Source organism: Streptomyces sp. UW30, from assembly GCF_008042075.1.
Classification (GTDB): Bacteria; Actinomycetota; Actinomycetes; order Streptomycetales; family Streptomycetaceae; genus Streptomyces.
On the sequence record NZ_RDBN01000053.1, the window covers coordinates 891,325 to 917,484 of the forward strand.

Genomic DNA, 26,160 nt, shown 5'->3' on the forward strand with positions numbered 1-26,160 from the left:
CCGTACACCCCCTGGCGAACAGGGGGGCTAACCCCAGTGCGGTCCGTTCCCGGGCTGCCTACCTTGGGCTTATGACCGGAATGGACGCGCGGGACACCGAGCTCAAGAAGGAACTCAACGCCACCCTGCACGCACGCAGGGAACTGGGCGACGACTACGAGTCCGCGCTGGTCGACTCGTTCATGGAGAAGGTCGACCAGCGTATCGACGGGGCGGTCGAGCGCCGTATGCGGCGGCAGATGGCCGAGCAGCAGATGGTGGTGGCCCGCGGCTCGCGGTCACCGAAGCCGACGGACTCCTTCGGTGAGCGCTTCGGCTTCGGCATCGTCTCGCTGGTGCTGGCGGTCCCGCTGTCCGCGATCGGCGGCGGCGTCTCCGGCCTGCCCGGGCTGCTGGTCGCCTGGGTCGGCATCGTCGGTGTCAACGTCGTGCAGGCGGCGCGCATCAACCCCGGCCTGTTCCGGGGCTGGCGCCTCAAGTCGGCCAAGCACGAGGACCGCTGGGAGGACTGAGCCTCCCCGGCGGTCCGCGCAGCTCACGCCTGCCGGGTCGGCATCGCCATGATCTGCCGCAGGTTCACATGCCGGGGCCGGCTCGCCGCGTACGCCACCACATCGGCGAGCTCCTCGGCCGCCAGCGTGCCCACGGCGTCGAGCATGCCGTCGACCTGCCCCGCCACCTCGGGATTGTCGGTGTGCAGCCGCAGCTCGCTCTCCACGAACCCCGGCTCGATGTTGGTGACCCGCACGTCACGCGGCCCGAACTCGGTGCGCAGGCACTGGGACAGATGCGTGACCGCGGCCTTGGTCGCCCCGTACACCGCGTAGTTGGGGAAGGCGAGGTGCGCGCCGACCGAGGAGATGTTCACCAGGTCGGCAGTGCGCCCGTCCGCGGCCGCCGCCACCAGATCGCCGGTGAACGCCCGGATGACGCGCAGCACCCCGGTCACATTGGTGTCGATCATCCGCTGCCACTCGTCGAGCCGCCCCGCCTCGACGGGGTTGCCCAGCATGACGCCGGCGTTGTTGACGACGAGGTCGACGGGCCCGTACGCCGTGTGGATCCGCTCCACTGCGGCGGCCACGGACGCGTCGTCGGTGACGTCCGCGACGACGGCCAGCGCCGCAGCTCCGTCCGCGGTGATCTTCGCGGCCAGCTCCTCCAGCCGCTGCCCGCGCCGGGCCACCAGCGCGACCCGCGCCCCCTGCGCGGCGAGCAGCAGGGCGATGGCCTCGCCGATCCCGCTCGCCGCTCCGGTCACGACGGCGGTACGGCCGGTCAGGTTCTCGTACGACATGGGAGTCCTCCGTGAATCCGTGATGCGTGTGTCGGTTTCCACCACCCTCGGCCGCCGCGCCCGCCCTACCCAGGGATGCGTTGTTCCTGTGTCTGGCAGTACCAGGCTCACGGCCCGCCGCCGGTCTACGCTCGAACCCATGGACGGGAACCTGGGAGACTTCCTGCGCTCACGCCGCGGCCGGATCCAGCCGGAGGAGCTGGGGCTGCCCTCGTACGGGCGGCGCCGCGTTCCGGGTCTGCGTCGCGAGGAGGTGGCGCAGCTGGCGGGGGTGAGCGTCGACTACTACGTCCGCCTCGAACAGGGCCGGGGGCAGAGCGTCTCGGACGCCGTCCTGGACGCGGTCGCGCGGGTTCTGCGGCTGGACGAGACGGAGCACGCCTATCTGCGTACGGTGGCCCGGCCTCGCCGCCCGGGCTCCCGCCAGTTGGAGACGGCTCCCGTCCGCCCCGGCGTCCAGGTGCTGCTGGACGGCATGGACCGTACGCCGGCCTTCGTCATCGGCCCCCGTATGGACGTCCTGGCGTGGAACTCCCTCGCCGACGCGCTGAACGGCTACAGCGACGCGGCCCCCGACGACCGCAACATCCCCCGGCACGTCTTCCTCGACCCGGCGTCCCGGTCCCTGTACCCGGACTGGCCCGCCATCGCCGCGCAGGCGGTCGCCCACCTCCGCCTGAACGCCGGCCACCGCCCGGACGACCACCGGCTGCGCGCCCTCGTGCGCGAACTGTCCGGCAAGAGCGAGGACTTCCGCCGCCTGTGGGTGGACCACCTGGTCAAGGCCTGCGTGTCCGGGACGAAACGCATCGACCACCCGCTCGCGGGCCCGCTGACCCTCCCGTACGAGACGATGACCATCCAGCCGGAACCGGACCAGACACTGGTGGTGTACACGCCGGAGCGAGGCTCGGACACGGCGGAGCGGCTCCAGTTGCTGGGCAGTTGGAGAGCGGCGCCGGTCTAGGCGCAAAGAAGTGTGGCGGGGACCGCCGCACCCCCGTTTCCGGGGGGCGGGACGACGGCGGTCCCCGCGAGGGACGCGGGCCGGGTCAGGGCCGGGCTTGCGCGTCCTTGGCGTCCATGGAGGTCCGGGAGCCGCTCCGGAGGTCCTTGGCGCCGTTCGGCGCCGGCTAGGGCGGGGAGCCGCTCCCGCCCTGCCGACACCCACTAATGTGCCGGACCCGTGTTAAGCCGGTGCTGCGCGGACGTGACGCGCTCGTACCAGTTCCGCGTCACTCCGAGCGGCCCCTGTCACCGCAAGTTCGCCGCGGACACGGCTCGTTCACCGCAGGTTCGCCGCTACTTCCCGCCCTTGGCCAGGAAGGCCAGCAGGTCCTGCCGGCTGACCACACCGGTCGGCTTGCCCTCGACCAGCACGATCGCCGCGTCCGCCTCGCCCAGCACGGACATCAGGTCACCGACCGGCTCACCGGAGCCGACCTGCGGCAGCGGCGCCGACATGTGCTTCTCCAACGGGTCCTCCAGGGAGGCCCGCTTGGTGAACAGGGCGTCGAGCAGCTCCCGTTCGACGACGGACCCCACGACCTCGGCGGCCATGACGTCCGGGTGACCGGCGCCCGGCTTCACGATCGGCATCTGCGAGACGCCGTACTCGCGCAGCACCTCGATGGCCTCGCCGACCGTCTCGTCCGGGTGCATGTGGACGAGGGAGGGGATGGCGCCGTGCTCCTTGTCGTTGAGGACGTCGGCGACGCGCGCGCTCGGGCCCTCGTCCTCCAGGAAGCCGTAGTCGGCCATCCACTCGTCGTTGAAGATCTTGCTGAGGTAGCCACGGCCGCTGTCGGGCAGCAGCACGACCACGACATCGTCCGGGCCCAGCCGCTCGGCGACCCGCAGCGCGCCCACGACCGCCATCCCGCACGACCCGCCCACGAGCAGCCCTTCCTCACGGGCCAGGCGCCGGGTCATCTGGAAGGAGTCCTTGTCGGACACGGCGACGATCTCGTCGGCGACGGTCCGGTCGTAAGCGGTCGGCCAGAAGTCCTCACCGACGCCCTCGACGAGATACGGCCGCCCGGAGCCGCCCGAGTAGACGGAGCCCTCGGGGTCGGCGCCGATGACCTTCACCTTGCCGTCGCTGACGTCCTTCAGATAGCGCCCGGTACCGGAGATGGTCCCGCCGGTCCCCACGCCCGCCACGAAGTGGGTGATCTTCCCTTCCGTCTGCTCCCACAGCTCGGGGCCGGTGGAGTGGTAGTGGGAGAGCGGGTTGTTGGGGTTGGAGTACTGGTCCGGCTTCCAGGCACCGGGCGTCTCCCGCACGAGCCGGTCGGWGACGTTGTAGTACGAGTCCGGGTGCTCGGGATCCACGGCGGTCGGGCAGACGACCACCTCGGCCCCATAGGCCCGCAATACATTGATCTTGTCCGTGCTGACCTTGTCGGGGCACACGAAGATGCACTTGTACCCCTTCTGCTGGGCGACGATCGCGAGCCCGACGCCGGTGTTGCCGCTGGTCGGCTCGACGATGGTGCCGCCGGGCTTGAGCGCGCCGCTCTCCTCCGCGGCCTCGATCATCCGCAGGGCGATGCGGTCCTTCACGGAACCGCCCGGGTTGAAGTACTCGACCTTGGCCAGGACGGTGGCCTGGATGCCCTTGGTCACGTTGTTGAGTCTCAGCAGCGGGGTGTTGCCGACGAGACTGATCATCGAGTCGTGGAAATGCACCGTTGTCTCCGGATGCTGCAAAAAGGGTGGTCGTAGTGGTTACGCCAGCCTAGGCCCTGTGGCCGGACCGAGGCTGGTGAAGGCCAGTTCACTCGCCGTTGGGATTGGGCCACGGTCGGTGCGGGGCAAGCAGTTGATGTACGGCTACGAGGAGGTGGCGTCGACGCATGACGAGGATGTCGAGGGCAAGGGTGGCCCGACGGATCGCGGCGGGCGCCGCGTACGGCGGCGGCGGCATCGGTCTGGCCGGCGCCGCGGCCGTCGGTCTGGTGCTGGCCGAGGTGCGGATGGCGAGGCGCCACGTCGGCAACGGCACCAGCAACCACGTGCCGAACGCCGACGGCCGGTACGGCCACCTCTATGAGACCCCCGCCGAAGGGCCGCTGCGGCTGACGATGCTGGGTGACTCGACGGCCGCGGGGCAGGGCGTACACCGGGCGGGCCAGACGCCGGGCGCGCTGCTGGCGTCGGGGCTGGCGGCGGTGGCGGAACGCCCGGTGCTCCTGCGCAACGCGGCCCTGCCCGGTGCCCGCTCGGACGACCTGGACCGCCAGGTGGCCCTGGTGCTGGCCGACCCCGCCCTCGTGCCCGYCGTCTGCGTGATCATGATCGGCGCGAACGACGTCACGAACCGGATGCCCGCCACGCGCTCGGTGCGCCACCTGTCCTCGGCGGTACGACGCCTGCGTACGGCGGGCGCGGAGGTGGTGGTCGGCACCTGCCCCGACCTGGGCACGATCGAACCGGTCCAGCAGCCTCTGCGCTGGCTGGCCCGCCGAGCCTCGCGCCAGCTGGCGGCCGCCCAGACGATCGGCGCGATCGAGCAGGGCGGTCGCACGGTCTCTCTGGGCGACCTCCTGGGCCCGGAATTCGAGGCGAACCCGAGGGAACTCTTCGGCCCCGACAACTACCACCCCTCGGCGGAGGGCTACGCCACGGCAGCGATGGCAGTCCTCCCGACGGTCTGCGCCACCCTGGGCCTGTGGCCGGCGGAAGAGGAACGCCCCGACATCACCCGCCACGAGGGCTTCCTCCCGGTGGCCCGGGCAGCGGCCGAGGCGGCCTCGGAGGCGGGCACGGAGGTCACTGCCGCCATGCCGACGGGCCCCAAGGGCCCCTGGGCCCTCCTGAAACGCCGCCGACGCCGCCGCGTACCGGAACCGGAGAGGACCCCGGCGACTCCGTCACCGTGAGCCAAGAACTCGCCCCCGCCGCCCCCTGACGCCGGAGGGGCTGGATTTTCAGCGGGGGGAGAAAAGCAAGCGCTTAGAAAATTGCGGTCAGGGTCACACTCCCACGGCAGTGACCTCGTCCATACGTACGGGTAACTTCCATCACAGCCCTGCCCGACCCCCCGGTATGCCCACCCCTCGACGAGGCGCTACGCGCCGCACCTTTTCACTGGAGCCGTGATGCCCGAAGCCGTGATCGTCTCGACCGCCCGCTCCCCCATCGGCCGCGCCTTCAAGGGCTCCCTCAAGGACCTGCGCCCCGACGACCTCACCGCCACGATCATCCAGGCCGCCCTCGCCAAGGTCCCCGAGCTGGACCCGCGAGACATCGACGACCTGATGCTCGGCTGCGGCCTCCCCGGCGGCGAACAGGGCAACAACCTCGGCCGCATCGTCGCCGTACAGATGGGCATGGACCACCTCCCGGGCTGCACCGTCACCCGCTACTGCTCCTCGTCCCTCCAGACGAGCCGCATGGCCCTGCACGCCATCAAGGCCGGCGAGGGCGACGTCTTCATCTCGGCGGGCGTGGAGACGGTCTCCCGGTTCGCCAAGGGCAACTCCGACAGCATCCCCGACACCCACAACCCCCTCTTCGCGGAGGCCGAGGCCCGCACCGCCGAGGTCGCCCAGCAGGAGGGCACGACCTGGCACGACCCGCGCGAGGACGGACTCGTCCCGGACGCGTACATCGCCATGGGCCAGACCGCCGAGAACCTCGCCCGGATGAAGGGCATCACCCGCCAGGAACTGGACGAGTTCGGCGTCCGCTCGCAGAACCTCGCCGAGGAAGCCATCAAGAACGGCTTCTGGGAGCGCGAGATCACCCCGGTGACCCTCCCCGACGGCACCGTCGTCAGCAAGGACGACGGCCCCCGCGCCGGCGTCACCGTGGAGGGCGTGGCGGGCCTCAAGCCGGTCTTCCGCCCTGACGGCCTCGTCACGGCCGGCAACTGCTGCCCCCTCAACGACGGCGCCGCCGCGCTCGTGATCATGTCCGACACCAAGGCCCGCGAGCTCGGCCTCACCCCGCTCGCCCGCATCGTCTCCACCGGCGTCTCCGGCCTGTCCCCGGAGATCATGGGCCTCGGCCCGGTGGAGGCCAGCCAGCAGGCCCTGCGCCGTGCCGGCCTCACCATCGACGACATCGACCTGGTCGAGATCAACGAGGCGTTCGCCGCGCAGGTGATCCCCTCCTACCGCGACCTGGGCATCGACATCGACAAGCTGAACGTCAACGGCGGCGCCATCGCCGTCGGCCACCCCTTCGGCATGACCGGCGCCCGCATCACCACCACGCTCATCAACTCCCTCCAGCACCACGACAAGCAGTTCGGTCTGGAGACGATGTGCGTCGGCGGCGGTCAGGGCATGGCGATGGTCATCGAGCGCCTCAGCTGAAACGGGCCGATTCGAGCCCCTAGGTAGTCAACTCACGACCCAGCGTGAGCCTTCGGCCCAGAACCCGGGAAACTCCAAGGTTCTGGGCCGTTTTGTGATCCAATCTCCCCCAGGATGTGACCTATCTCCCTTCGCGGAGGGATATACGCAGGTCAGAGCTGTTTCAGCACCAAACCCCAGGCCCAAAACCCTGCCCGTTTCGTGACGTTACGCACTGACAGCTGGATAGTCCGCCCTTCAAGCTGATGTAGGAAGTCGGGGGTCGACTTTGAACCGGGAGTACGTCAGTGAGCGCCATGCCGATCGCCTTGCTGCTCACCACGGCCGCCACCGGCGCCGTGGGCGTCGCCGTCCTGCGCACCGTCATGGTGCTGCGCCGGCAGGTCGCGGCCCTGCACGCCGAGCTGGCACAGAAGAACGCCGCCGCTGCCCGCGGCCTCGTCCCGCAGGCCCGCATCGCCGCGGAGGCCGATGAGATACGCGCCGCCGTGGCCGAGGCGCTCGCCGAGGAACGGGAGCGTGAGCTGGCCGAGGCGCGCGCCTTCTGGGCCGCCCAGGAGGCCCGTGACGCCTCGGACGCGCCGACGCTGCTGGGTCTGTCGGACAGCGAGCTGTTCCTGCCCCGCCAGGCCGACTTCGCGGGCCTGGAGCATCTGGAGCCGGTGACCGAGCCGACCGCGGAGCCCGACGAGTTCTCGGGGGAGTCCCCCGAACTGGCCGCGGCCCGCCGCCGTCACCCCTCCCACCCGGACTTCGTCCCGACCTKGTCACCGGTGGTGAACGACCACGAGCGCACGGTGGCCACCCTGGAGGACCTGGCCTCCTCCGCCACCGAACTGACCGACGTCCGCCCCGGCCCTCTGGGCACCCTCGACGTCTACGTCTTCGCCGACGGCACCACCCTGTGCATGACCCCGGGCCACCGCGAGACGGCGGAACGTCTGGCGGCGGCCCTGCGCGCCGGCGAGACGCCGGTGCTGCTGGGCGGTTCGGGTATCTCGGGCGCGTACACGCTGACCTTCGCGTGCGGCGAGGAGAACGTCTACATCCTGGCCGACCGGGTCATAGCGTCCCTCTAGGAATCACGCCGGCCAGGGAGCGCACTCCCCGGGGATCACACCCCCGCCCGCTTCTGCGCCTCCTCCACCAGCCGCACCGCGTCCTCGACCTCACCCTCGTTCGTCAGTACGACCGCCAAGTCATGGGCGGCGACGGTGATTTGGTCGGCCGCCGCGAACATCCCGGCATCGGGCATGACCCGGGGCTCGGCCCCCGGCGCCTCCAGGACCTGGGCCCGACGTGCCAATTCTCTGGCCAGCGCCAGCGCCTCGGCGGCCCCGTTCCGCTGCAACCGGCTCTGCGGCGCCGCCCTCAACCGGTCGGCGAAGTGATCCACGGCTCTGGTCAGACGCGTCGTATCAACCACGCCGCGAGCGTACGCGACTGTTGCCAACGGGCGAACGCTCAGGCACGGTGACCTGAAGGACCGGCTTACATCCCCTTTGCGTCCGGAGGCGCCGATGTCCCACGTCCTCTCCGAGGAGACCCACCGCAACATGCTCGCCCGCATCCCCCACTGCACCGGTCGTGAAGTCTCCGACTGGCTGCGCACCGTAGAAGAAGGCCCGGCCCTCGTCCGCTTCGAGGAGAAGGTCAGCTGGCTTCGGCACGAATACGACCTCGCGTACGGCCACGCGAAGGCGATCGTCCACGAGTACGACCTGAGGAGGGCGGCGCGCAAATTCCTCTAGCGCGCATACGACGAAGGGCCCCGGTGCGTACCGGGGCCCTTTGCTGCAAAACCGTCGCAGACTAGTCGCTGCTGTTGAGGATCGAGATGAGCCTCAGGAACTCCATGTAGATCCACACCAGCGTCAGGGTGAGACCGAAGGCCGCCAGCCAGGCCTCCTCGCGCGGAGCGCCGTAGGCGAGTCCGTCCTCGACCTGCTTGAAGTCCAGGGCGAGGAAGCAGGCGCCGAGCAGGATGCCGATGACGCCGAACAGGATGCCCATCGGGCCGCTGCGGAAGCCGAGGCCGTCACCGCCGCCGAAGACGGCGAACAGCAGGTTGATCGCCATCAGCATGATGAAGCCGAGCGCGGCCGCCATCACGAAGCCGACGAAGCGGCGGTTGACGCGGATCCAGCCCGCCTTGTACGCCACCAGCACCGCGGCGAAGACCGCCATGGTGCCGAGCACCGCCTGCATGGCCGCACCACTGGCGATGCGGTTGTCGACGACGCTGGAGACCACGCCGAGGAACACGCCCTCGAACGCGGCGTACGCCAGGATCAGCGCGGGCGTCGCCTTGCGCTTGAAGGACTGGACGAGCGCCAGGACCATGCCGATCAGACCGGCGCCGATGGCGATGCCGTAGGACCGGCTGATGTTCGCGTCGTCGACCGGCAGCGTCGCCCAGGCGAGGGCGGCCGTGACGATCAGGACGCCGAGCGTGGTGCCGGTGCGCAGGATGACGTCGTCCATCGTCATCCGGCCGGTGGTGGCCGGGGCCTGCGGCGGTGCGCCGTACTGAAGGTCCTGCTGGGCGTAAGGGTTCTGCGCGTACGGGTTGCCGGCCTGCGGCTGGGCGTACGGGCTGCCCTGCGTGCCGACAGCGGTGCCCCCGGCCTGCGGCGCGGTGTTGAAGCCCGCGTAGCCGTTGTCGCGGCTGAACCCCCGTCGCGAGAAGACCGGGTTGCTGCTCCTCATTTCACTCCTCCATGGCCGCCGTGCGCGGGCCTTGGCTCAAGAGTAATAGGTTGGCAAAGGATCGACCCTAGTACTTGGGGAGGATCTTTCCCTCGTCGTGCTGGCCAACACGCTACGCGGCCGGGTGATTCCCGGCCACGACGGGGCTCATTCATGACCAAGCTGCGACGTGGCCGGAACCGGCCGGAGATCATCCGTTTGCCTCACCCGAACGGGAACCCGGTGTACCCCTCCGCCAGGTCCGTCTCGGCCGCCCTCGACGACGCGATCCGCTCCAGCCGCGCCCGCTGGATCCGGTCCTCGAACGGCGTTGCACCGGGGGCACGGTGCAGCAGCGTCGTCATGTCGTAGGAGAACCGCTCGGCCTGCCAGACGCGGCGCAGACAGGTCTCGGAGTAGGCGTCGAGGAGCTCCGCCGAACGAGTCTCCCTCTCGTGCGTCAGCGCCCGCGCGAAAGTGACGACGTCACCAATGGCCAGATTCAGCCCCTTCGCGCCCGTGGGCGGCACGATGTGCGCCGCGTCACCGGCCAGGAAGAGGCGGCCGTGCCGCATGGGTTCGTGGACGTAGGAGCGCATGGGCGTGACCGACTTCTGGGTGATGGGGCCGCGCTCCAGGCGCCAGTCGTCGGCGGTCTCGAAGCGGCGCTCCAGCTCGTCCCAGATCCCGTCGTCGCTCCACGCCTCGGCGTCCGTGCCCTCCGGGACCTGGAGGTAGAGGCGGGAGACGGACGGGGAGCGCATGGACAGCAGGGCGAAGCCGCGATCGTGGCGGGCGTAGACCAACTCGTCGTGCGAGGGGGCGACGTCGGCGAGGATGCCGAGCCAGCCGAAGGGGTACGTCCGCTCGAAGACGCGGACCAGCTCCGCGGGGATCGCCTTGCGGGACACGCCCCAGAAGCCGTCGCAGCCGACGACGTAGTCGCACTCCAGGACGTCCTCGACGCCCGCCTGACGGAACCGCACGCGCGGGCTGTCGGTGTCGGCGCCCTCCACCGCGAGCGCCTCGGCCTCGAACAGCAGCGGGCCGCCCTCCTTGAGTTGGAGGGCGATGAGGTCCTTGCAGACCTCGGTCTGGGCGTAGACCATCACGGACCGGCCACCGGTGAGGGCGGGGAAGTCGACGCGATGACGCTTGCGGTCGTGGCGCAGTTCTATACCGTCGTGCCGCAGCCCCTCGCGGTCCATCCGCTCCCCGGCGCCGGCCGCGCGCAGCACGTCCACCGTGCCCTGCTCCAGGATTCCGGCGCGCTGGCGGTGCTCGACGTAGGCGCGGTCGCGGCTCTCCAGGACGACCGAGTCGATGCCGGCGCCGTGCAGCAGCCGCGCGAGGAGGAGCCCGGCGGGGCCCGCTCCGATGATGCCGACGGTGGTACGCATCGGTCGCTTCCCTTCCCGCTGTTCGTATGGTGAAGTTTCATTCACCACATCTCGATGCGAGTGTCCGGCCGCACCCGCCCGCTGTCAACGGGTGCGGTGAACTCTTGAAGCAAGGAGGGGTCTCGGAAGTGCCCAGAGCCGGACTTGAACCGGCACGCCCGCGAAGGGGCAGCGAGGTTTAAGCTCGCCGTGTCTGCATTCCACCATCTGGGCAGGCCATGGGCTCCGCATCGAGGTCCCGAGCCTATCGGGATACATCCCCCGAACAGCGGACGGGCGGACTGATGTTGTCTTATTTTATTGACGTCTGAGGGTGCATCAGCCTACGGAACACGCCGTCCGCACTTGCCAATAGCCTTCCGTGCGGCAGTCGGCGGCGCATGCGGAATGACGGAATTTCACCGTCCAAACAAGGACGCTCCACCTGTTCCCGAACCGAACAGGTGTCAGGGGTGCCCGTCATCCTCAGGTATGACACGACCGCCTCCGGTCCATCCGCAGTCTGCCTTCGGAACCAGAACAGGGACGGACTACACGGCGCCCACCGGCCGGGACGATGGATACGTCCTTCGAACACACCGCCGTCCCTTCAGGAGCGTTCTACTCGTGACCACCGCACCCATCGCAGACCGGGCCACCTCCGTGGCCGCGCGTGCCACGGATCTGTCGAAGATCTACGGACAGGGTGAGACCCAGGTGGTCGCCCTGGACCGGGTCTCCGTCGACTTCCGGCAGGCCGAGTTCACCGCGATCATGGGCCCCTCCGGCTCCGGCAAGTCCACGCTGATGCACTGTGTGGCCGGACTGGACACCTTCTCCTCCGGTTCCGTGCGCATCGGCGACACCGAGCTCGGCTCCCTGAAGGACAAGCAGCTCACCCAGTTGCGCCGGGACAAGATCGGCTTCATCTTCCAGGCGTTCAACCTGCTGCCGACGCTGACGGGCCTGGAGAACATCACCCTCCCGATGGACATCGCGGGCCGCAAACCCGACAAGCAGTGGCTGGATTCGGTCATCCGGATGGTGGGCCTCGCCGACCGGCTGAGCCACCGCCCGGCCCAGCTCTCCGGCGGCCAGCAGCAGCGCGTCGCCGTCGCCCGCGCCCTGGCCTCCAAGCCCGAGATCATCTTCGGCGACGAGCCGACCGGAAACCTCGACTCGCGCTCGGGAGCCGAGGTGCTGGGCTTCCTGCGCAACTCCGTACGGGAGATGGGGCAGACCGTCGTGATGGTCACGCACGACCCGGTCGCCGCCGCGTACGCGGACCGCGTGGTCTTCCTCGCCGACGGCCGGATCATCGACGAGATGTACCGGCCGACGGCGGACAACGTCCTCGACTTCATGAAGCAGTTCGACGCGAAGGGCCGCACCAGCTGATGTTCCGCACAGCCCTGCGCAACGTACTCGCGCACAAGGCCCGGCTTCTGATGACCGTGCTCGCCGTGATGCTCGGCGTCGCATTCGTCTCCGGCACCCTGGTCTTCGCCGACACCCTCTCCAACGCCTTCCGCAACCAGTCGGCGAAGAGCTACGACGACGTCGCCGTCGCCATCACCTCGCACGCCGACCCGGACAACCCCAAGGAAGAGCCCGGCCTCTCCCGCAAGACCCTCGACAAGCTCTCCGCGGCGGACGGCGTCGACGGCGTGTACGGCCGCGTCAACGGCTTCGCCGGGGTCGCCGACCCCGACGGGAAACTGATCGGCGTCGGCTGGTCCAACAAGGGCTCCAACTTCGCCCCCGGCAAGGACGGCAAGGACCCCGCCTACACGTTCACCGACGGCTCCGGCCCGGTGAAGGACGATCAGATCGCCCTGGACAAGGACTCCGCGGCCAAGGGCGAGTACAAGGTGGGCGACCGGGTCCGGGTCGCCACGAACGGGCCGGTGAAGGAGTTCACCCTCAGCGGCGTGTTCACCACCGAGGACGGCGCCGTGAACGCCGGCGGCAGCCTCGTCCTCTTCGACACCGCGGTCGCCCAGAAGCAGTACCTCAAGCCGGGCTACTTCGAGGAAGCCACCGTCAGCGCCGCCTCCGGCTCGGACGACGCGAAGGTCCTGGCCGCGGTCAAGCCGCTGCTGCCGGCCAGCGCCGATGCCGAGACCGGCCAGGCGCTCGCGGACGAGCAGGCCAAGCAGATCGAGCAGGGTCTGGGCAATCTCAAGCAGGTCCTGCTCGGCTTCGCGGGCATCGCGCTGTTCGTCGGGATCTTCCTGATCTCCAACACCTTCACGATGCTGGTCGCCCAGCGCACGAAGGAGATCGCCCTGATGCGCGCCGTCGGTGCGTCGCGCAAGCAGATCACCCGCTCGGTGCTCGCCGAGGCCGCGGTGGTGGGCCTGGTCGCGTCGGTGATCGGCTTCGTCCTCGGCATCGGGCTGGCCGTGGGTCTGCGGTCCGGAATGGCCGCGTTCGAGATGAAGATCCCGGACGGCCCGCTGATCCTGTCCGTCACGCCGGTGCTCGCCGCGATCGGCGTCGGTGTGCTGATCACGATGCTCGCCGCCTGGCTGCCCGGCCGCCGGGCCGCGAAGATCCCGCCGGTGGCGGCCATGAGCAGCGTCCACGCGGTGGCGACCACCAAGTCGCTGGTGGTGCGCAACTCCATCGGTGCGGCCATCACCGCCCTCGGCGCGGCCGGAATCGTGGCGGGTGCCTCGACCGGCGGCGACAGCGGCCGGATGTACATCGGGGCGGGCGCGTTCCTCGCGCTGATCGGTGTGATCATCCTGATCCCGCTGCTGTCCCGGCCCGTGATCGCGCTCGTCCGTCCGCTGCTCGTGGGCCCCTTCGGGGTGGCCGGCAAGCTGGCCGGCCAGAACGCGGTCCGCAACCCGCGCCGTACCGGAGCCACCGCCTCGGCGCTGGCGATCGGACTGACGCTGGTGACCGGCCTGTCGGTGCTCGGTATCACGGTCGGCACGGCCATCGACAAGATGACCACGGACAACATCAAGGCCGACTACATGGTCTCGATGGCGAACGGCGGGGACCTCGACCAGTCCGCACTGACGGCGCTGGAGAAGGCCAAGGGCGTCAGCGCGGTCTCGCCGCAGCAGGACGTCTACTTCCGGACCGGTGACGACGACTTCGTGTCCGCCTCCGCGGTGACGCCGGGCGCCATCCAGCAGGTCCTGAACGTCGACGTCGTCAGCGGCAACATCGACTCGCTCGCCAAGGGCCAGATCGCGGTCGCCGACAAGACGGCCAAGAGCAAGGGCTGGAAGCCCGGCGACAGCATCCCCGTCACCTTCAGCGACGAGAAGAAGACCACGCTGACGGTCGGCGCCGTCTTCAAGGACAGCGAGTTCCTCTCCCCCGTCCTCGTCGACACCAAGGTCGTGAACCCGCACGAGGTGAAGCCGTACATCCCGCAGATCTTCGTGAAGGTGGACGGCGGCCAGTCCTCGGCGAACGAGAAGGTCCTCATCGACGCGCTGGGTGACAACCCCGCGATCAAGATCATGGACCAGCAGGACATCCGCAGCGAGTTCGGCGGCGCCATCAACACCCTGCTGAACATCATGTACGGCCTGCTGGCGATGGCCCTGATCATCGCGGTGCTGGGCGTCGTCAACACCCTCGCGATGTCGGTCTTCGAACGGCAGCAGGAGATCGGCATGCTGCGCGCGATCGGTCTCGACCGGCGCCGGGTGAAGCGGATGGTCCGGCTGGAGGCCGTGGTCATCTCGGTGTTCGGCGCGGTCATCGGCATCGGTCTCGGCTCGTTCCTCGGCTGGGCGATCGGCGAGACCATCGCCGATCAGATCCCGGGCTACCGGCTGGTCCTGCCCTGGGACCGGATCGGGATCTTCCTGGTGCTGGCCGGACTGGTCGGCGTCCTGGCCGCGCTGTGGCCGGCCCGCAACGCGGCGAGGCTGAACATGCTGAACGCGATCAAGGCCGAGTAACCGGGCCCCGGTACACCGAAGGGCCGGGCTTCCCCACGACGGGGGAGCCCGGCCGTTTCCGTTTGCCGACCTCCTGCGTCCGGATCAACGGCGCTCGGGCTCACTCCACTCGCGGGCCCGCAGCGGCATCCCGGAGGCACCGGAATCGGGTGTCCGCAGGGCCAGCACCTGGTTGACGCCGATGCGGTTGCGCTCGAAGGCGAGCGCGCAGGCCGCCATGTACAGCCGCCAGACCCGGGCGCGCCCGACGCTGGTGAGCTTGACCGCCCGAGCCCACTCCGTCTCCAGGTTGGCGACCCAGCGGCGCAGGGTCAGGGCGTAGTGCTCCCGGATCGACTCGACGTCGCGCACCTCGAAGCCGGCGCGTTCGAGCTGGGCGACGGTGACGCCGATGGGCTGGAGCTCGCCGTCGGGGAAGACGTAGGAGTCGATGAACTCGTCGACCTCGTACGTGGATTCGTCGCGCTGCGGCCGTCGGCCGATCTGGTGGTTGAGCAGCCGCCCGCCGGGCTTCAGGAGCCGGTGCAGCACATCGGCGTACTCCAGATACCGCTCGGCGCCGACGTGCTCGGCCATACCGATGGAGGAGATAGCGTCGTACGGCCCGTCGTCGACGTCCCGGTAGTCCTGTACGCGGATCTCCACCTTGTCGGTGAGCCCCTCGTCGGCGATGCGCTTACGGGCGTAGGCCGCCTGCTCCTGGGAGAGGGTGATGCCGACGACGCTCACGCCGTACTCGCGGGCGGCGTGCAGGGCCATGGAGCCCCAGCCGCAGCCGACGTCGAGCAGCCGCTGACCGGGCCTCAGGTCGAGCTTGCGGCAGATGAGGTCCAGCTTGTCGCGCTGGGCGGTCTCCAGGGTGCTGTCCGGGGCGGGCCAGTAGGCGCAGGAGTACACCATGGACGGGCCGAGGACGATCTCGTAGAAGTCGTTGCCTACGTCGTAGTGGTGGCTGATGGCGCGCCTGTCGGTGCGCTTGGTGTGCAGATGGCCGTGCCGGCGCACCTCCTCGGGCGGCGGCGCGGGCGGAAACGGCAGTCCGCCGAGCTTGACGAGGCCGCGGACGGCGGCGCGCACCTCGGGGTCCCGAAGCGCCTGCGCCAGGCTCCGGGCGTCCTCGCCCCGCTCCCACACGAGCCCCGAGAGCAGATCGAGAGCCGTGTAGAGGTCCCCCTCGATCTCCAGGTCTCCGGCGACCCAGGCCCGGGCGAGCCCCAGCTCGCCGGGCTTGAACAGCAGCCGCCGCACGGCACGGCGGTTGCGTACGACGAGGGTCGGCGCGCCCGGCGGACCCGCCTGGGAACCGTCCCAGGCGCGGATGCGCACCGGGAGCGGCACTCCCAGCACCTGTTCGAGAAGCCCCTTCAGCCGCACCGCGGCGTCTGCCATGGCGAGCACCTCCGTGAAAAAGGATCCCGGAATGTCCAACACCACGTAAACACCTGCGGGGCCCGATGACAGTCCCCCACGCGCGTTACGGATGGGCAAAAAGGGTGCAGGAGCCACTCAGTTGGCCCGTCCGACGCATGCGTCCGAGAAAACGCCGAAGGACCTCCCGCACCACGGATGGCGGGAGGTCCTTCGGTTGGTTCAGCGACCGGCGGGGCCGGCCGGCAGGGTCAGGAGGCCTTGGCCTTCTCGCCCTTGTCGGCGCTGCTCGCGGCGGCGACCGGGGCCGGCTTGGCGGCCTCGTAGAACTCCTCGCGCGGAGTCTCCAGCGCGCCGAGCGCCACGACCTCGCGCTTGAGGAACATGCCGAGGGTCCAGTCGGCGAAGACGCGGATCTTGCGGTTCCAGGTCGGCATCGCCATGCCGTGGTAGCCACGGTGCATGTACCAGGCGAGACGGCCCTTGAGCTTGATCTTCATCTTGCCCATGACGATCATCGCGACGCCCTTGTGGAGGCCGAGGCCGGCCACCGCGCCCTTGTTGGCGTGCGAGTAGTCCTTCTGCGGGAAGCCCCGCATACCGGAGATCACGTTGTCGCCGAGGGTGCGGGCCTGGCGCAGCGCGTGCTGGGCGTTCGGCGGGCACCAGGCGTTCTCGTTGCCCGCCTTGCGGCCGACGAGGTCCGGGACCTGGGCGTTGTCGCCGGCGGCCCAGATGTAGTCGGTGCCCTTGACCTGGAGGGACGGCTCGCAGTCGACATGACCGCGGGGGCCGAGGGGCAGACCGAAGCGGGTGAGGGCGGGGTTCGGCTTGACGCCGGCGGTCCAGACGATCGTGTTGGAGTCGACCTCGAGGCCGTTCTTCAGCACGACGTGGCCGTCGACGCAGGAGTCCATGGAGGTGGAGAGGTAGACCTCGACGCCACGGGCCTCGAGGTGCTCCTTGCCGTACTGGCCGAGCTTCGGGCCGACCTCGGGGAGGATCTTGTCGGCGGCGTCGACGAGCACGAACCGCATGTCCTCACGGGACACGCTGGTGTAGTACTTGGCCGCGTCGCGGGCCATGTCCTCGACCTCACCGATGGTCTCCGCACCGGCGAAGCCGCCGCCGATGAAGACGAAGGTGAGCGCCTTGCGGCGGATCTCCTCGTCGGTGGTGGAGTCGGCCTTGTCGAGCTGCTCGAGGACGTGGTTGCGCAGGCCGATGGCCTCCTCGATGCCCTTCATACCGATGCCCTGCTCGGCGAGGCCGGGGATCGGGAAGGTGCGGGAGACCGCGCCCATCGCGATGACCAGGTAGTCGAAGGGCAGCTCGTACGCCTCGCCGACCAGCGGGGCGATCGTCGCGACCTTGCGGTCCTGATCGATGGTGGTGACCCGGCCGGTGAGGACCTCCGCCTTGGGCAGCACGCGTCGCAGCGGGACGACGACGTGGCGCGGGGAGATGCTGCCGGCGGCGGTTTCGGGGAGGAAGGGCTGGTAGGTCATGTACGACCGGGGGTCGACGACCGTGACGGTCGCCTCTCCGTAGCGCATCTTCTTGAGAATGCGCCGAGCTGCGTACAGGCCTACGTACCCACCGCCTACTACGAGGATCCTGGGACGCTCCGTGGTGCTCATGCCATCGAGTATCCACCTGCCTCAGGGGGGTCGCTCGTGCGCCCCTTCACAAGCTCTTGCAGGCCCTGTGCTACACTCCCCGGCCCGCGTGACACAGGTCATGGTCACGATGGGGAACCGGGAAGCGCTATGCCCCGTTGTCAATGCCGCGTGAGCTGCCCCTCTGGGTCTTTGGGCCTCGCGTGAGCGGACCGGAACACCCTCCGTGGAGAGACTCCCGAAGCCTCTTTACACCGTCCATCTGAACATGTTCAAGGGGCCGTTCACCCCTCGGAAGGGTCAACCGACACCTATCCGTGGTCCGAGAGGGCCGAATTCCTTGTGAAGAACTTCACGAACTTTCTTCGGCGGGTGCCCGCGGCGGGTCGATCAGGGCCCCGAAAGCCCCCTCGGGGGCGCTCATACGCTAGCCGACCTGCTCAACCGAAAGCTACCCACCGGTAGGAAAACGAGACCCGAACCACCCCGAGACGGCGATCTGAGGCACCGTCACCCGGTCGGCCACACTCCGCGCGAAATTGATCAGAAGGGCACATAACGTGCAGCCATGATCACCTCACAGAAGGCCCCCAAGCGGGCCGTCAAGCGAATAGTCTCGGTCGGCGCTGCCCTCGGCATCGCCCTTGCGCTGGGGACGGCGGTCGCATCCACCGCGGCAGCGACACCCGCCACCATGAACACCTCGGCCGTACAGTCCAGTCCGGCCCACGGAGGCGGTGACGACGGAGGGTGCAGCGGCCTCCTCGTCATCCTCTGCAACTGACGGACGGCCCGCACGGGCTCGACGCGGAACGGCCCCGGCCCCTCTTCACGAGGTACCGGGGCCGTTCCGCGTCCGTTCCGCGTCCGCGCAAGTGCCTTGCCCGCTCGCCCTACTGGGGCGCCTGCGCCACCTTGAAGGCGATGCCGTCGAGGATGTCGTGCTCGCTGACGACGACCTCCTCGGCGCCGGTCCGCTCCATGATCGCGAGCAGCACCAGCGCGCCGGCCGCGATGACGTCGACCCGCCCCGGGTGCATGGAGGGAACGGCCGCACGCTCGGCATGGGTGGAGTGCAGCAGCCAGTCAGTGATCTCGCGGACCCGGTCGAGGGTGACCCGGGAGTGGTGGATGCGCGTCGAGTCGTACTCGGGCAGGTCCTGCGCGATCGCCGACAGCGTGGTGACCGAACCGGCCAGCCCCACCAGCGTCTTCGCCTCACGCAGCGGCACGCTCTCCTCGGCGAGGTCGAGGGCCGCCTCGATGTCGGCCCGCATCGCCGCGATCTGCTCCGCGGAGGGCGGGTCGGAGACGAGGCCGTCGCGTACGAGATGACGCTCGGTCATCCGCACACAGCCGACGTCCACGGAGCGCGCGGCGCGCACGTGCTCCTCGCCGACGACGAACTCCGTCGACCCGCCGCCGATGTCCACGACGAGGTAGGGCCGGTGCAGGTCCGCACGCCCCGTCAGCTCCTTCGTCGCGCCCGTGAAGGAGAACTCGGCCTCCTGGTCCCCGGTGACGACCTCGGGCTCGACGCCCAGGATGTCCACGACCCCGCGCACGAACTCGTCCCGGTTCTCGGCGTCCCGCGAGGCGGAGGTGGCGACGAAGCGCAGCCGCTCGGCGCCGTGCTCCTTGATGATCGCCGCGTAGTCACGACAGGCGGCGAAGGTACGCTCCAGCGCCTCCGGCGCGAGCCGTCCCGTACGGTCCACGCCCTGCCCGAGACGCACGATGGTCATACGCCGGTCCAGATCGACGAGTTCACCACTGTCTGGATCGACGTCGGCGACGAGAAGCCGGATGGAGTTGGTACCGCAGTCGATGGCGGCGACGCGGGTCATGGTGGGCCCTTCTGATGTGCGGGACAATTCAGCGCCGGTCGGTATCACTCAGCCCATCCGGGGGTCCCCCCTGCTCGAAGAGCTTGGGGGAACGACGGGTAGGGGTGGCGGGGCGAGGCTCACTCGGCCGGAACCACGCACGGCCCCTTCCGCCACCACTCCGGCAGCATCGCGATCGCCTCGTCCCCCAGCGGATTCACCCCGGGCCCGGCCGCCAACGAGTGCGCAACGAGCACATGCAGACACTTCACCCGGTCCGGCATGCCCCCCGCACTCGGAAACCCGGTCAGCTCCTCGATCTCGTCCCGCCGCCGGATGTAGTCCTCATGCGCGGAGCGATACGCGGCGGCCAGTTCCGGATCCGTCTCCAGCCGAGCCGTCATCTCCTTCATCACACCCTCGGCCTCCAGCGTGCCGATCGCCGAAGAGGCCTTCGGGCACGTCAGGTAGTACAGCGTCGGGAAGGGCGTGCCGTCGGGCAGCCGAGGCGCCGTCTCGACCACGTCGGGCTGCCCGCACGGGCACCGGTGAGCGATCGCGCGCAGCCCGCGCGGAGGACGGCCGAGCTGCTGCTTGAAGGCCTCGACATCCGCGTCGGTGGGTTCGGTGCGCGGGGTCGTGGACATCCTGGGCGTCGAGCCCGAGGTCGTCACCGGGGACCAGGAGGCCGAGTTCTCCTTCACGGGCGCGACGAAGGAGCTGACGGGGCGTGCGGACCTGCACCGGCCCTACCTCGTCGTGGACATCGGCGGCGGGTCGACGGAGTTCGTCCTGGCGGTACGGCGCCTGTCTGGTGCCGGTGCCGCGCTCGCAGGTCAGGAGCGGCGCCGATCTCGGGCCGTGGCTGGTCGAGCAGGAGATCACGGTCGTGTCGACCGTGCCCACGCTCGCCGCGCTCTGGTCGGTCCGCGCCTTCTTGGCCGCGTCCGGGTCGATCACGATGTAACCGGTCTCCCCGGGCATCACATAGTGCAGCCGCTGCCGGATCTGCTGCTCGGCGTACTTGTCGTCCTGCCAGCGTGCCTTGATGTCACGCAGGTCCTCGACGCGCTGGGCGGCCTCCTCCTTCTGCCGCTGGAGGTCGGCGATCTCGGCGCGCTGGGAGACGTACTGCCTTATGGGGTAGGCCAGCGCCACGACGAGGGAGCAGACCACCAGCGCGAGCAGCGCGGCGCGCGAGGTGAGCCTGGAGCGCCGGGCCTGCCGCTTGGTCTGGGAGCGGTAGACGCGGGCCGCCGTCTGCTCGCCGAGCAACCGGATCCTGGTCGCGGTGGAGAAACGGTCCCGGTCCTTGACGGCCATCGGCTCTCCGCCTCCCCTTTCACGTGCGTACGTCCCCGCACACGGTACGGGACCGAGTACGGGGACGTACGTACGACGCTGCTCTGGGGCCTGTGTCAGCCCTTCGGTCAGCCCTTGAAGCGCGGGAAGGCCGAGCGGCCGGCGTACACCGCGGCGTCGTCGAGGATCTCCTCGATGCGCAGCAGCTGGTTGTACTTGGCGACGCGCTCGGAGCGGGCCGGGGCGCCGGTCTTGATCTGGCCGCAGTTGGTGGCGACGGCCAGGTCGGCGATGGTGACGTCCTCGGTCTCGCCGGAGCGGTGGGACATCATGCACTTGAAGCCGCTGCGCTGGGCGAGCTCGACGGCGTCCAGGGTCTCGGTGAGCGAGCCGATCTGGTTGACCTTGACGAGCAGCGCGTTGGCGGCGCCGTCGTCGATGCCGCGGGCCAGGCGCTCCGGGTTGGTGACGAAGAGGTCGTCGCCGACGATCTGGACCTTGTCGCCCAGCTTGTCGGTGAGGACCTTCCAGCCGGCCCAGTCGTCCTCGAACAGCGGGTCCTCGATGGAGACGAGCGGGTAGGCCGCCACGAGCTCCTCGTAGTACTCCGTCATCTCGGCGGCGGAGCGCTCCTTGCCCTCGAAGAGGTACTTGCCGTCCTTGTAGAACTCGGAGGCGGCGACGTCGAGCGCGAGGGCGATCTGCTCGCCGGGGGCGTAGCCGGCTTCCTTGATGGCCTCGAGGATGAGGTCGAGGGCCTCGCGGTTGGAGCCGAGGTTCGGGGCGAAGCCGCCCTCGTCGCCGAGGCCGGTGGACAGGCCGCGGCCCTTCAGGACCTTCTTGAGGGTGTGGTAGACCTCGGTGCCCCAGCGCAGCGCCTCGGAGAAGGACTCCGCGCCGATCGGGGCGATCATGAACTCCTGGATGTCCACGTTGGAGTCGGCGTGCGAGCCGCCGTTCAGGATGTTCATCATCGGCACCGGCAGCAGGTGCGCGTTCGGGCCGCCCAGGTAGCGGAACAGCGGCAGGTCGCTGGCCTCGGAGGCGGCGTGGGCGACGGCGAGCGAGACGCCGAGGATGGCGTTGGCGCCGAGGGAGCCCTTGTTGTCGGTGGCGTCCAGGTCGAACATGGCCTGGTCGATCAGGCGCTGCTCGGTGGCGTCGTAGCCGACCAGCTCGGGGCCGATCTGCTCGATGACGGCGAGGACGGCCTTCTCGACGCCCTTGCCCTGGTAACGGTTGGGGTCACCGTCGCGGAGCTCGATGGCCTCGAAGGCACCGGTCGAGGCGCCGGACGGAACGGCGGCACGACCCGTGCTGCCGTCGTCGAGGCCGACCTCGACCTCGACCGTGGGGTTGCCTCGGGAGTCCAGGATTTCCCGGGCTACGACGACGTCGATGGACGGCACGAGCATCTCCTTCTTCGGATGTGACGCGGGTACGCAGACCCCGGAGGGTGCTGCGAGACGAGCCTAACCGGCCCGGGGGCTTCGGCCAGTGGTCGACCGCCCCGTGGACAGAACCGAGAGCGAATTGTTTCCGAACGGAACAAAAACCCGCGGTGGCGGACACCGTGGCGGGCACCGTGCCGGACGGCGGTCCGGGAGCCGGCGCAAAAGAAAGCCCCGCCCCGGTGCGTACGGGGGAAAACGCACCGAGGCGGGGAGTTCGCGGGGACGGGGGTGACCCTCACGACGCCTTCACTATCAGGTCCACGGATGTGAAGGCGCTGTGGTTCAACTGTCGCGCACGTATTACTTCAGGTGCAGCTGCTGACCGGGGTAGATCAGGTTGGCGTCCTCGACGATGTCCTTGTTCAGCTTGAAGAGCTTCTCCCAGCCGCCCTTGACGTCGTGGTCCGCGGCGATCGAGCTGAGGGTGTCACCCTTGACGACCTTGTACTCGCCGTCGCCCTTCTTGACCTTCTTGCCGGTCGGGGTGGTGACGGTCTTGGTGCTCTTCTTCGCGGCCGGACGGTCGGCGGAGCGGGAGGCCGACTGCTGCTCGGTGGAGCGGGTGGTCGACTCGGTGCTCTGCGAGGAGCCGCCGGCGGAGGAGCCGGAGTACGCGGCGCTCGACAGGCCGGTGCCGCAGTTCGGCCAGGCACCCTTGCCCTGGCCCGCGAGGACCTTCTCGCCTATCTCGATCTGCTGCGCCTTGGTGGCCTGGTCGGCGGTGGAGGCGTACTGGGTGCCGCCGTACGCGGCCCAGGTGGAGGCGGAGAACTGCAGACCGCCGTAGTAGCCGTTGCCGGTGTTGATCGACCAGTTGCCGCCGGCCTCGCACTGGGCGACGGCGTCCCACTCGGAGGCGGTGGCGGCCGAGGCGCTGCCGGCCGCCATCAGCGGGGCGGCGACGGCGGCGGCACCGGTGACGCCGACGACGGCGATGGCGCGAGCGGCCTTGGACGGACGACGGTGCTTGCCCTTGCTGGAAAACAGCATGGAGAGATCCCCTCACCGACGCCTGCGAGGTGAGCTGTCGGGTTCGGGCCGGTTGAGTTGCCCGGCCGCGCACGTCCGCCTTTCGGCTCGCGTTGCACGGCTCCACCCCAAGCCGGCTCCGGCTGTGCGGCCCCGAAGGGCCTCAACTGCCGGACCCGGCACAAACCTTGGGTCCCCCGCTCCTGCCTACGGCGCTTTACGCGACGACTGTTCCCGTACGGCCGCCGGCAGGATTCGGCGTGACGGCTGTCGGGGCTCACTCTGGTGGCGAGCGGTCCCGACCGTAGACACGCGATTCGCGGAATGACAAAGACGATCAGGGCTTCTGAGATCTATCTCTCACTACTTTCAAAACGGACATTCAGCGCGAAATGTGACGCGAACTCCCGCTGTTTTTCGCCCTGTTCGACCGCTATTTGACAGGGACGTCCAGGGTCTGACCGGGGGCGATGCGGTTCGCGTCGCCCCCTATGGCCTTCTCGTTCGCCTTGTACAGCGCGCGCCACCCGCCGTCGAGGTCAAGGGAGTCGGCGATCGAGGCGAGAGTGTCGCCCTCGCGGACCTTGTACGAGGCGTGGCGACCGGTGGACTTGGTGGCCACCTCGGCGGTGTCGCTCTCGTCGGCGCTGGGGCCGCGGTGCCGACCGGCGCCGGCCGTCAATCCCTCGACCGCGCCTTCGGTCACGCCGTCGACCGAACCGGTGTCGACGAGGCCCCAGGAGCCCGCATCCTGCGACCAGTTGTCCGGATTGTCAGCCTTGGGCGTCTCGACGGGCGAGCTCTCCGGCGACTGCGAGTCCGTCGCTTCGGGGGACGCATCGGGCTTCGAAGACTTGCCGGACTTAGAGGGCGAAGACGGCGAGGAAGAGGACTTCCCGGGCGATTCGGACGAAGCGTCGGGAGTGCCGCTCGCCGACTTCGACGGGTCACTGGACGGCGTCGACGCGTCGGGGGAACCGCTGGAGTCGGAAGAGTCAGAGGAGTCGGACTCCTCGGACGCATCAGATGAATTCGACGAGCCGGACGAATCGAGCAATCCGGAGGATCCGGACACCTCGGAGGGCGAGTCGTCGTCCACTCCGGTGTCGAGGTCGATCGATCCGGACTTCTTGGTGAGCCCGTTGAGCACGGCGCACGTGCCCCAGGGGCTGGTCCCCTGGTCCGCGAGGATGTCCTGGGCCACGGCTATCTGCTGGGAGCGGCTGGCCAGGTCGGGGCTGGAGGCGTAGTCGAGACCGCCGTACTGCTCCCAGTCCTCCTGGGTCAACTGCAGTCCGCCGTAGTGTCCGTTGCCGCTGTCGGCGCTCCACGAGCCGCCGGTCTCGCACTCGGCCACCTTGTCCCACACGGTGCCGTCGGCGGCACTCGCGCCGCTTGCGCCGAGGAGCGGGATGGCGATTGCGGACCCGGTCACTCCGGCCGCGACGAGGAGAGCCGGAGCCTGACGGGGGCGACGGTGACGACCGTTCCCGGAGAGCATGCGGGGACCTTTCACGAGACAGCAGTGAACGCGGCGCTTGAAACCTGGGCGCCTTGTTGATCCGTGAACGTATAGGCAGACGATCACTTGTCACAAGTTAATGCCGCGTAGATCACGTGAAGATCACAGAATTGAGCGCGATTCACGTTTTCGGCGGTGGACACACTCACCCAACTGGGGTGAACTCCACCGGAAGCGTGCGCAGTCCGCGCATGATGAGGCCGCCGCGCCATCTCAACTCCCCCGGGTCCACTGCGAGTCGGAGGTCCGGGAGGCGGGTGAGGAGCGTGGCGAGGGCGGTCTGGCCCTCCAGCCGGGCGAGCGGGGCGCCGAGGCAGTAGTGGATGCCGTGGCCGTAACCGAGGTGCTGGTTGTCGCGGCGGCCGAGGTCGAGCACGTCCGGGTCGGCGAACCGCTCCGGGTCACGGTCGGCCGCGGCCAGGACGACGAGGACGGGGTCGCCGGCCGCGATGCCCTGCCCGCCGATGCTGAGCGGTTCGGTCGCGAAGCGCCAGGTGGCGAGCTCGACGGGGCCGTCGTAGCGCAGGAGTTCCTCGACGCCGGTCTCGAGGAGGTCGGTTTCCCGGGCGGCGAGGGAGGTCTGGAGGCGGGCGCGCTGATCGGGGTGGGTGAGCAGGGCGTAGGTGCCGTTGCCGATGAGGTTGACGGTCGTCTCGAAGCCGGCGAACAGCAGGATGAAGGCCATGGCCGCGGCCTCGTTCTCGGTGAGGTGCTCACCGTGGTCGGAGGCGCGGATGAGGCCCGAGATGAGGTCCTCGCCGGGGTCGGGGGTGGCGGGAAGTGCCTCGCGCTTGCGGTGGATGAGGTCGGCCAGATACCCGCGCATCTTCTTCACGGACCGCGCGACCCCGCCCCTGGGGCCGCCCTGGTGCCGGATCATCATGCCCGCCCAGTCCCGGAAGTCGTCCTGGTCCTCGCGGGGGACGCCGAGCAGGTCGCAGATGGCGTAGATGGGGAGGGGGAAGGCGAAGTCGTGGATGAGGTCGGCGCTCCCCTCCGCCGCGAACCGGTCGATGAGCTGATCGGTGAGCTCCTGCACCCGGGGCGTGAACTCGGCGACCCTGCGGGGCGTGAAGGCCTTGGAGACGAGCCGGCGCAGCCTGGTGTGGTCCGGTGGATCGATGTTGAGCAGATGCGTCATCAGCTCGGCCTTGCGCTCCCCCGGGATACCGGTCTTGCCCTTGGCGTGCGCSGGCTCGTCGTGGTGGGCCGGGTTCTTGGAGAGCCTGCTGTCGGCGAGGGCCTGCTTGGCGTCGGCGTACCGGGTGACCAGCCAGGCCTCCACCCCGCTGGGGAGCCGCGTCCGGTGCACGGGGGCGTGGTCCCGGAGCCAGGCGTAGGCGGGGTAGGGGTCGCGCGGTCCGTGAAGAAGATGCGCGGGTATCTGGCCGACCTCATCCACCGCAAGCGCGAGGCACTTCCCGCCACCCCCGACCCCGGCGAGGACCTCATCTCGGGCCTCATCCGCGCCTCCGACCAC

At 69.5% G+C, this 26,160-nt stretch carries 23 protein-coding genes, 1 tRNA gene, 3 pseudogenes and 1 riboswitch; of the genes and pseudogenes, 12 read left to right on the forward strand and 15 right to left on the reverse strand.

All coding sequences use genetic code 11. The features are described from left to right. The first annotated feature begins 71 nt into the window (after nt 1–71). On the forward strand, nt 72–512 hold the full coding sequence (locus EAO75_RS38285) for a hypothetical protein (protein WP_147999690.1): 441 nt from the start codon (nt 72–74) through the stop codon (nt 510–512). A 23-nt stretch (nt 513–535) separates the two neighbouring features. Here EAO75_RS38285 and EAO75_RS38290 read toward each other — a convergent pair whose 3' ends face one another. Continuing rightward, the gene (locus EAO75_RS38290) at nt 536–1,297 is read right to left on the reverse strand and encodes an SDR family oxidoreductase (protein WP_147999691.1); all 762 of its coding nucleotides are present in this window, start codon (nt 1,295–1,297) and stop codon (nt 536–538) included. Between the two features lie 139 nt (nt 1,298–1,436). Between EAO75_RS38290 and EAO75_RS38295 the strand changes: the two genes are divergently transcribed. After that, a complete protein-coding gene (locus EAO75_RS38295; RefSeq protein ID WP_147999692.1) occupies nt 1,437–2,264 on the forward strand; it encodes a helix-turn-helix transcriptional regulator in 828 nt (275 codons plus the stop codon). Nucleotides 2,265–2,599: 335 nt separating this feature from the next. Here EAO75_RS38295 and EAO75_RS38300 read toward each other — a convergent pair whose 3' ends face one another. Continuing rightward, on the reverse strand, nt 2,600–3,988 hold the full coding sequence (locus EAO75_RS38300; RefSeq protein WP_147999693.1) for a cystathionine beta-synthase: 1,389 nt from the start codon (nt 3,986–3,988) through the stop codon (nt 2,600–2,602). A gap of 167 nt (nt 3,989–4,155) precedes the next feature. On the opposite strand from EAO75_RS38300, the gene EAO75_RS38305 reads away from it, so the two are divergent. The 3 genes from EAO75_RS38305 (at nt 4,156) to EAO75_RS38315 (ending at nt 7,700) form a co-directional block, all read left to right on the forward strand. After that, nucleotides 4,156–5,181 carry an SGNH/GDSL hydrolase family protein gene (locus tag EAO75_RS38305; RefSeq protein WP_147999694.1) on the forward strand — a complete coding sequence of 342 codons (1,026 nt, stop codon included), beginning with the start codon at nt 4,156–4,158 and terminating at the stop codon, nt 5,179–5,181. A 219-nt stretch (nt 5,182–5,400) separates the two neighbouring features. After that, entirely contained in the window at nt 5,401–6,621 is a 1,221-nt protein-coding gene (locus EAO75_RS38310) for an acetyl-CoA C-acetyltransferase (RefSeq protein ID WP_147999695.1), read from the forward strand. Nucleotides 6,622–6,908: 287 nt separating this feature from the next. After that, nucleotides 6,909–7,700, forward strand: a complete 792-nt coding sequence (locus tag EAO75_RS38315; protein ID WP_147999696.1) for a hypothetical protein — start codon at nt 6,909–6,911, stop codon at nt 7,698–7,700. A gap of 35 nt (nt 7,701–7,735) precedes the next feature. Here EAO75_RS38315 and EAO75_RS38320 read toward each other — a convergent pair whose 3' ends face one another. Then, nucleotides 7,736–8,047, reverse strand: coding sequence for a hypothetical protein (locus EAO75_RS38320; protein WP_187284754.1), 312 nt, complete (start codon nt 8,045–8,047; stop codon nt 7,736–7,738). A gap of 94 nt (nt 8,048–8,141) precedes the next feature. On the opposite strand from EAO75_RS38320, the gene EAO75_RS38325 reads away from it, so the two are divergent. Then, nucleotides 8,142–8,372, forward strand: coding sequence for a DUF4287 domain-containing protein (locus EAO75_RS38325; RefSeq protein ID WP_030049879.1), 231 nt, complete (start codon nt 8,142–8,144; stop codon nt 8,370–8,372). 61 nt (nt 8,373–8,433) lie between these two features. Here the strand turns inward: EAO75_RS38325 and EAO75_RS38330 are convergent, their stop codons facing one another. From EAO75_RS38330 to EAO75_RS38340, 3 genes are all read right to left on the reverse strand, one after another. After that, nucleotides 8,434–9,330: a Bax inhibitor-1/YccA family protein gene (locus tag EAO75_RS38330; protein ID WP_147999697.1), complete on the reverse strand. Its 897-nt coding sequence runs from the start codon at nt 9,328–9,330 to the stop codon at nt 8,434–8,436. Between the two features lie 203 nt (nt 9,331–9,533). Beyond that, complete coding sequence (locus EAO75_RS38335) at nt 9,534–10,709, reverse strand: 4-hydroxybenzoate 3-monooxygenase (protein WP_147999698.1); 1,176 nt, start codon at nt 10,707–10,709, stop codon at nt 9,534–9,536. Between the two features lie 129 nt (nt 10,710–10,838). Beyond that, a tRNA-Leu gene (locus EAO75_RS38340) sits at nt 10,839–10,922 on the reverse strand. 393 nt (nt 10,923–11,315) lie between these two features. Between EAO75_RS38340 and EAO75_RS38350 the strand changes: the two genes are divergently transcribed. Further along, nucleotides 11,316–12,086, forward strand: coding sequence for an ABC transporter ATP-binding protein (locus EAO75_RS38350; protein WP_147999699.1), 771 nt, complete (start codon nt 11,316–11,318; stop codon nt 12,084–12,086). Beyond that, on the forward strand, nt 12,086–14,620 hold the full coding sequence (locus tag EAO75_RS38355; RefSeq protein ID WP_147999700.1) for an ABC transporter permease: 2,535 nt from the start codon (nt 12,086–12,088) through the stop codon (nt 14,618–14,620). The genes EAO75_RS38350 and EAO75_RS38355 overlap by 1 nt, the downstream gene beginning before the upstream one ends. An 84-nt stretch (nt 14,621–14,704) precedes the next feature. On the opposite strand, the gene EAO75_RS38360 is transcribed toward EAO75_RS38355, so the two are convergent. Then, nucleotides 14,705–16,009, reverse strand: a complete 1,305-nt coding sequence (locus tag EAO75_RS38360) for a class I SAM-dependent methyltransferase (RefSeq protein ID WP_147999701.1) — start codon at nt 16,007–16,009, stop codon at nt 14,705–14,707. Nucleotides 16,010–16,239: 230 nt separating this feature from the next. Beyond that, nucleotides 16,240–17,628: an NAD(P)/FAD-dependent oxidoreductase gene (locus tag EAO75_RS38365; RefSeq protein ID WP_147999702.1), complete on the reverse strand. Its 1,389-nt coding sequence runs from the start codon at nt 17,626–17,628 to the stop codon at nt 16,240–16,242. A 547-nt stretch (nt 17,629–18,175) separates the two neighbouring features. On the opposite strand from EAO75_RS38365, the gene EAO75_RS38370 reads away from it, so the two are divergent. After that, a complete protein-coding gene (locus tag EAO75_RS38370; RefSeq protein WP_147999703.1) occupies nt 18,176–18,391 on the forward strand; it encodes a hypothetical protein in 216 nt (71 codons plus the stop codon). A gap of 109 nt (nt 18,392–18,500) precedes the next feature. Here the strand turns inward: EAO75_RS38370 and EAO75_RS38375 are convergent, their stop codons facing one another. Both EAO75_RS38375 and EAO75_RS38380 read right to left on the reverse strand, forming a co-directional pair. Then, nucleotides 18,501–19,454, reverse strand: coding sequence for a Ppx/GppA phosphatase family protein (locus EAO75_RS38375; RefSeq protein ID WP_147999704.1), 954 nt, complete (start codon nt 19,452–19,454; stop codon nt 18,501–18,503). A gap of 119 nt (nt 19,455–19,573) precedes the next feature. After that, nucleotides 19,574–20,080, reverse strand: coding sequence for a DUF501 domain-containing protein (locus EAO75_RS38380; RefSeq protein ID WP_148000532.1), 507 nt, complete (start codon nt 20,078–20,080; stop codon nt 19,574–19,576). Between EAO75_RS38380 and EAO75_RS38385 the strand changes: the two are divergent. Then, nucleotides 20,061–20,229 (forward strand): annotated as a pseudogene (locus EAO75_RS38385) (exopolyphosphatase); the annotation flags it as partial. The gene EAO75_RS38380 and the pseudogene EAO75_RS38385 overlap by 20 nt on opposite strands. Beyond that, nucleotides 20,164–20,400 (forward strand): hypothetical protein, encoded by a 237-nt coding sequence (locus tag EAO75_RS46245; RefSeq protein WP_187284826.1) that lies wholly within the window; start codon nt 20,164–20,166, stop codon nt 20,398–20,400. The pseudogene EAO75_RS38385 and the gene EAO75_RS46245, both read left to right, overlap by 66 nt. Here the strand turns inward: EAO75_RS46245 and EAO75_RS38395 are convergent. The 5 genes and pseudogenes from EAO75_RS38395 to EAO75_RS38415 form a co-directional block, all read right to left on the reverse strand. Then, a pseudogene (locus tag EAO75_RS38395) lies at nt 20,343–20,756 on the reverse strand (FtsB family cell division protein); the annotation flags it as partial. The gene EAO75_RS46245 and the pseudogene EAO75_RS38395 sit on opposite strands and share 58 nt — an antisense overlap. 107 nt (nt 20,757–20,863) lie before the next feature. Beyond that, nucleotides 20,864–22,150 (reverse strand): phosphopyruvate hydratase, encoded by a 1,287-nt coding sequence (gene eno / locus EAO75_RS38400; protein WP_147999705.1) that lies wholly within the window; start codon nt 22,148–22,150, stop codon nt 20,864–20,866. A 339-nt stretch (nt 22,151–22,489) separates the two neighbouring features. Beyond that, nucleotides 22,490–23,179, reverse strand: a complete 690-nt coding sequence (locus EAO75_RS38405) for a transglycosylase family protein (RefSeq protein WP_147999706.1) — start codon at nt 23,177–23,179, stop codon at nt 22,490–22,492. A gap of 4 nt (nt 23,180–23,183) precedes the next feature. Further along, nucleotides 23,184–23,383, reverse strand: a riboswitch (cyclic di-AMP (ydaO/yuaA leader). A 208-nt stretch (nt 23,384–23,591) separates the two neighbouring features. After that, complete coding sequence (locus EAO75_RS38410; protein ID WP_147999707.1) at nt 23,592–24,659, reverse strand: transglycosylase family protein; 1,068 nt, start codon at nt 24,657–24,659, stop codon at nt 23,592–23,594. 166 nt (nt 24,660–24,825) lie between these two features. Then, the gene (locus tag EAO75_RS38415; protein WP_147999708.1) at nt 24,826–26,082 is read right to left on the reverse strand and encodes a cytochrome P450 family protein; all 1,257 of its coding nucleotides are present in this window, start codon (nt 26,080–26,082) and stop codon (nt 24,826–24,828) included. Here EAO75_RS38415 and EAO75_RS47820 point away from each other — a divergent pair. Beyond that, nucleotides 26,029–26,160, forward strand: a pseudogene (locus EAO75_RS47820) (cytochrome P450); the annotation flags it as partial. The gene EAO75_RS38415 and the pseudogene EAO75_RS47820 sit on opposite strands and share 54 nt — an antisense overlap.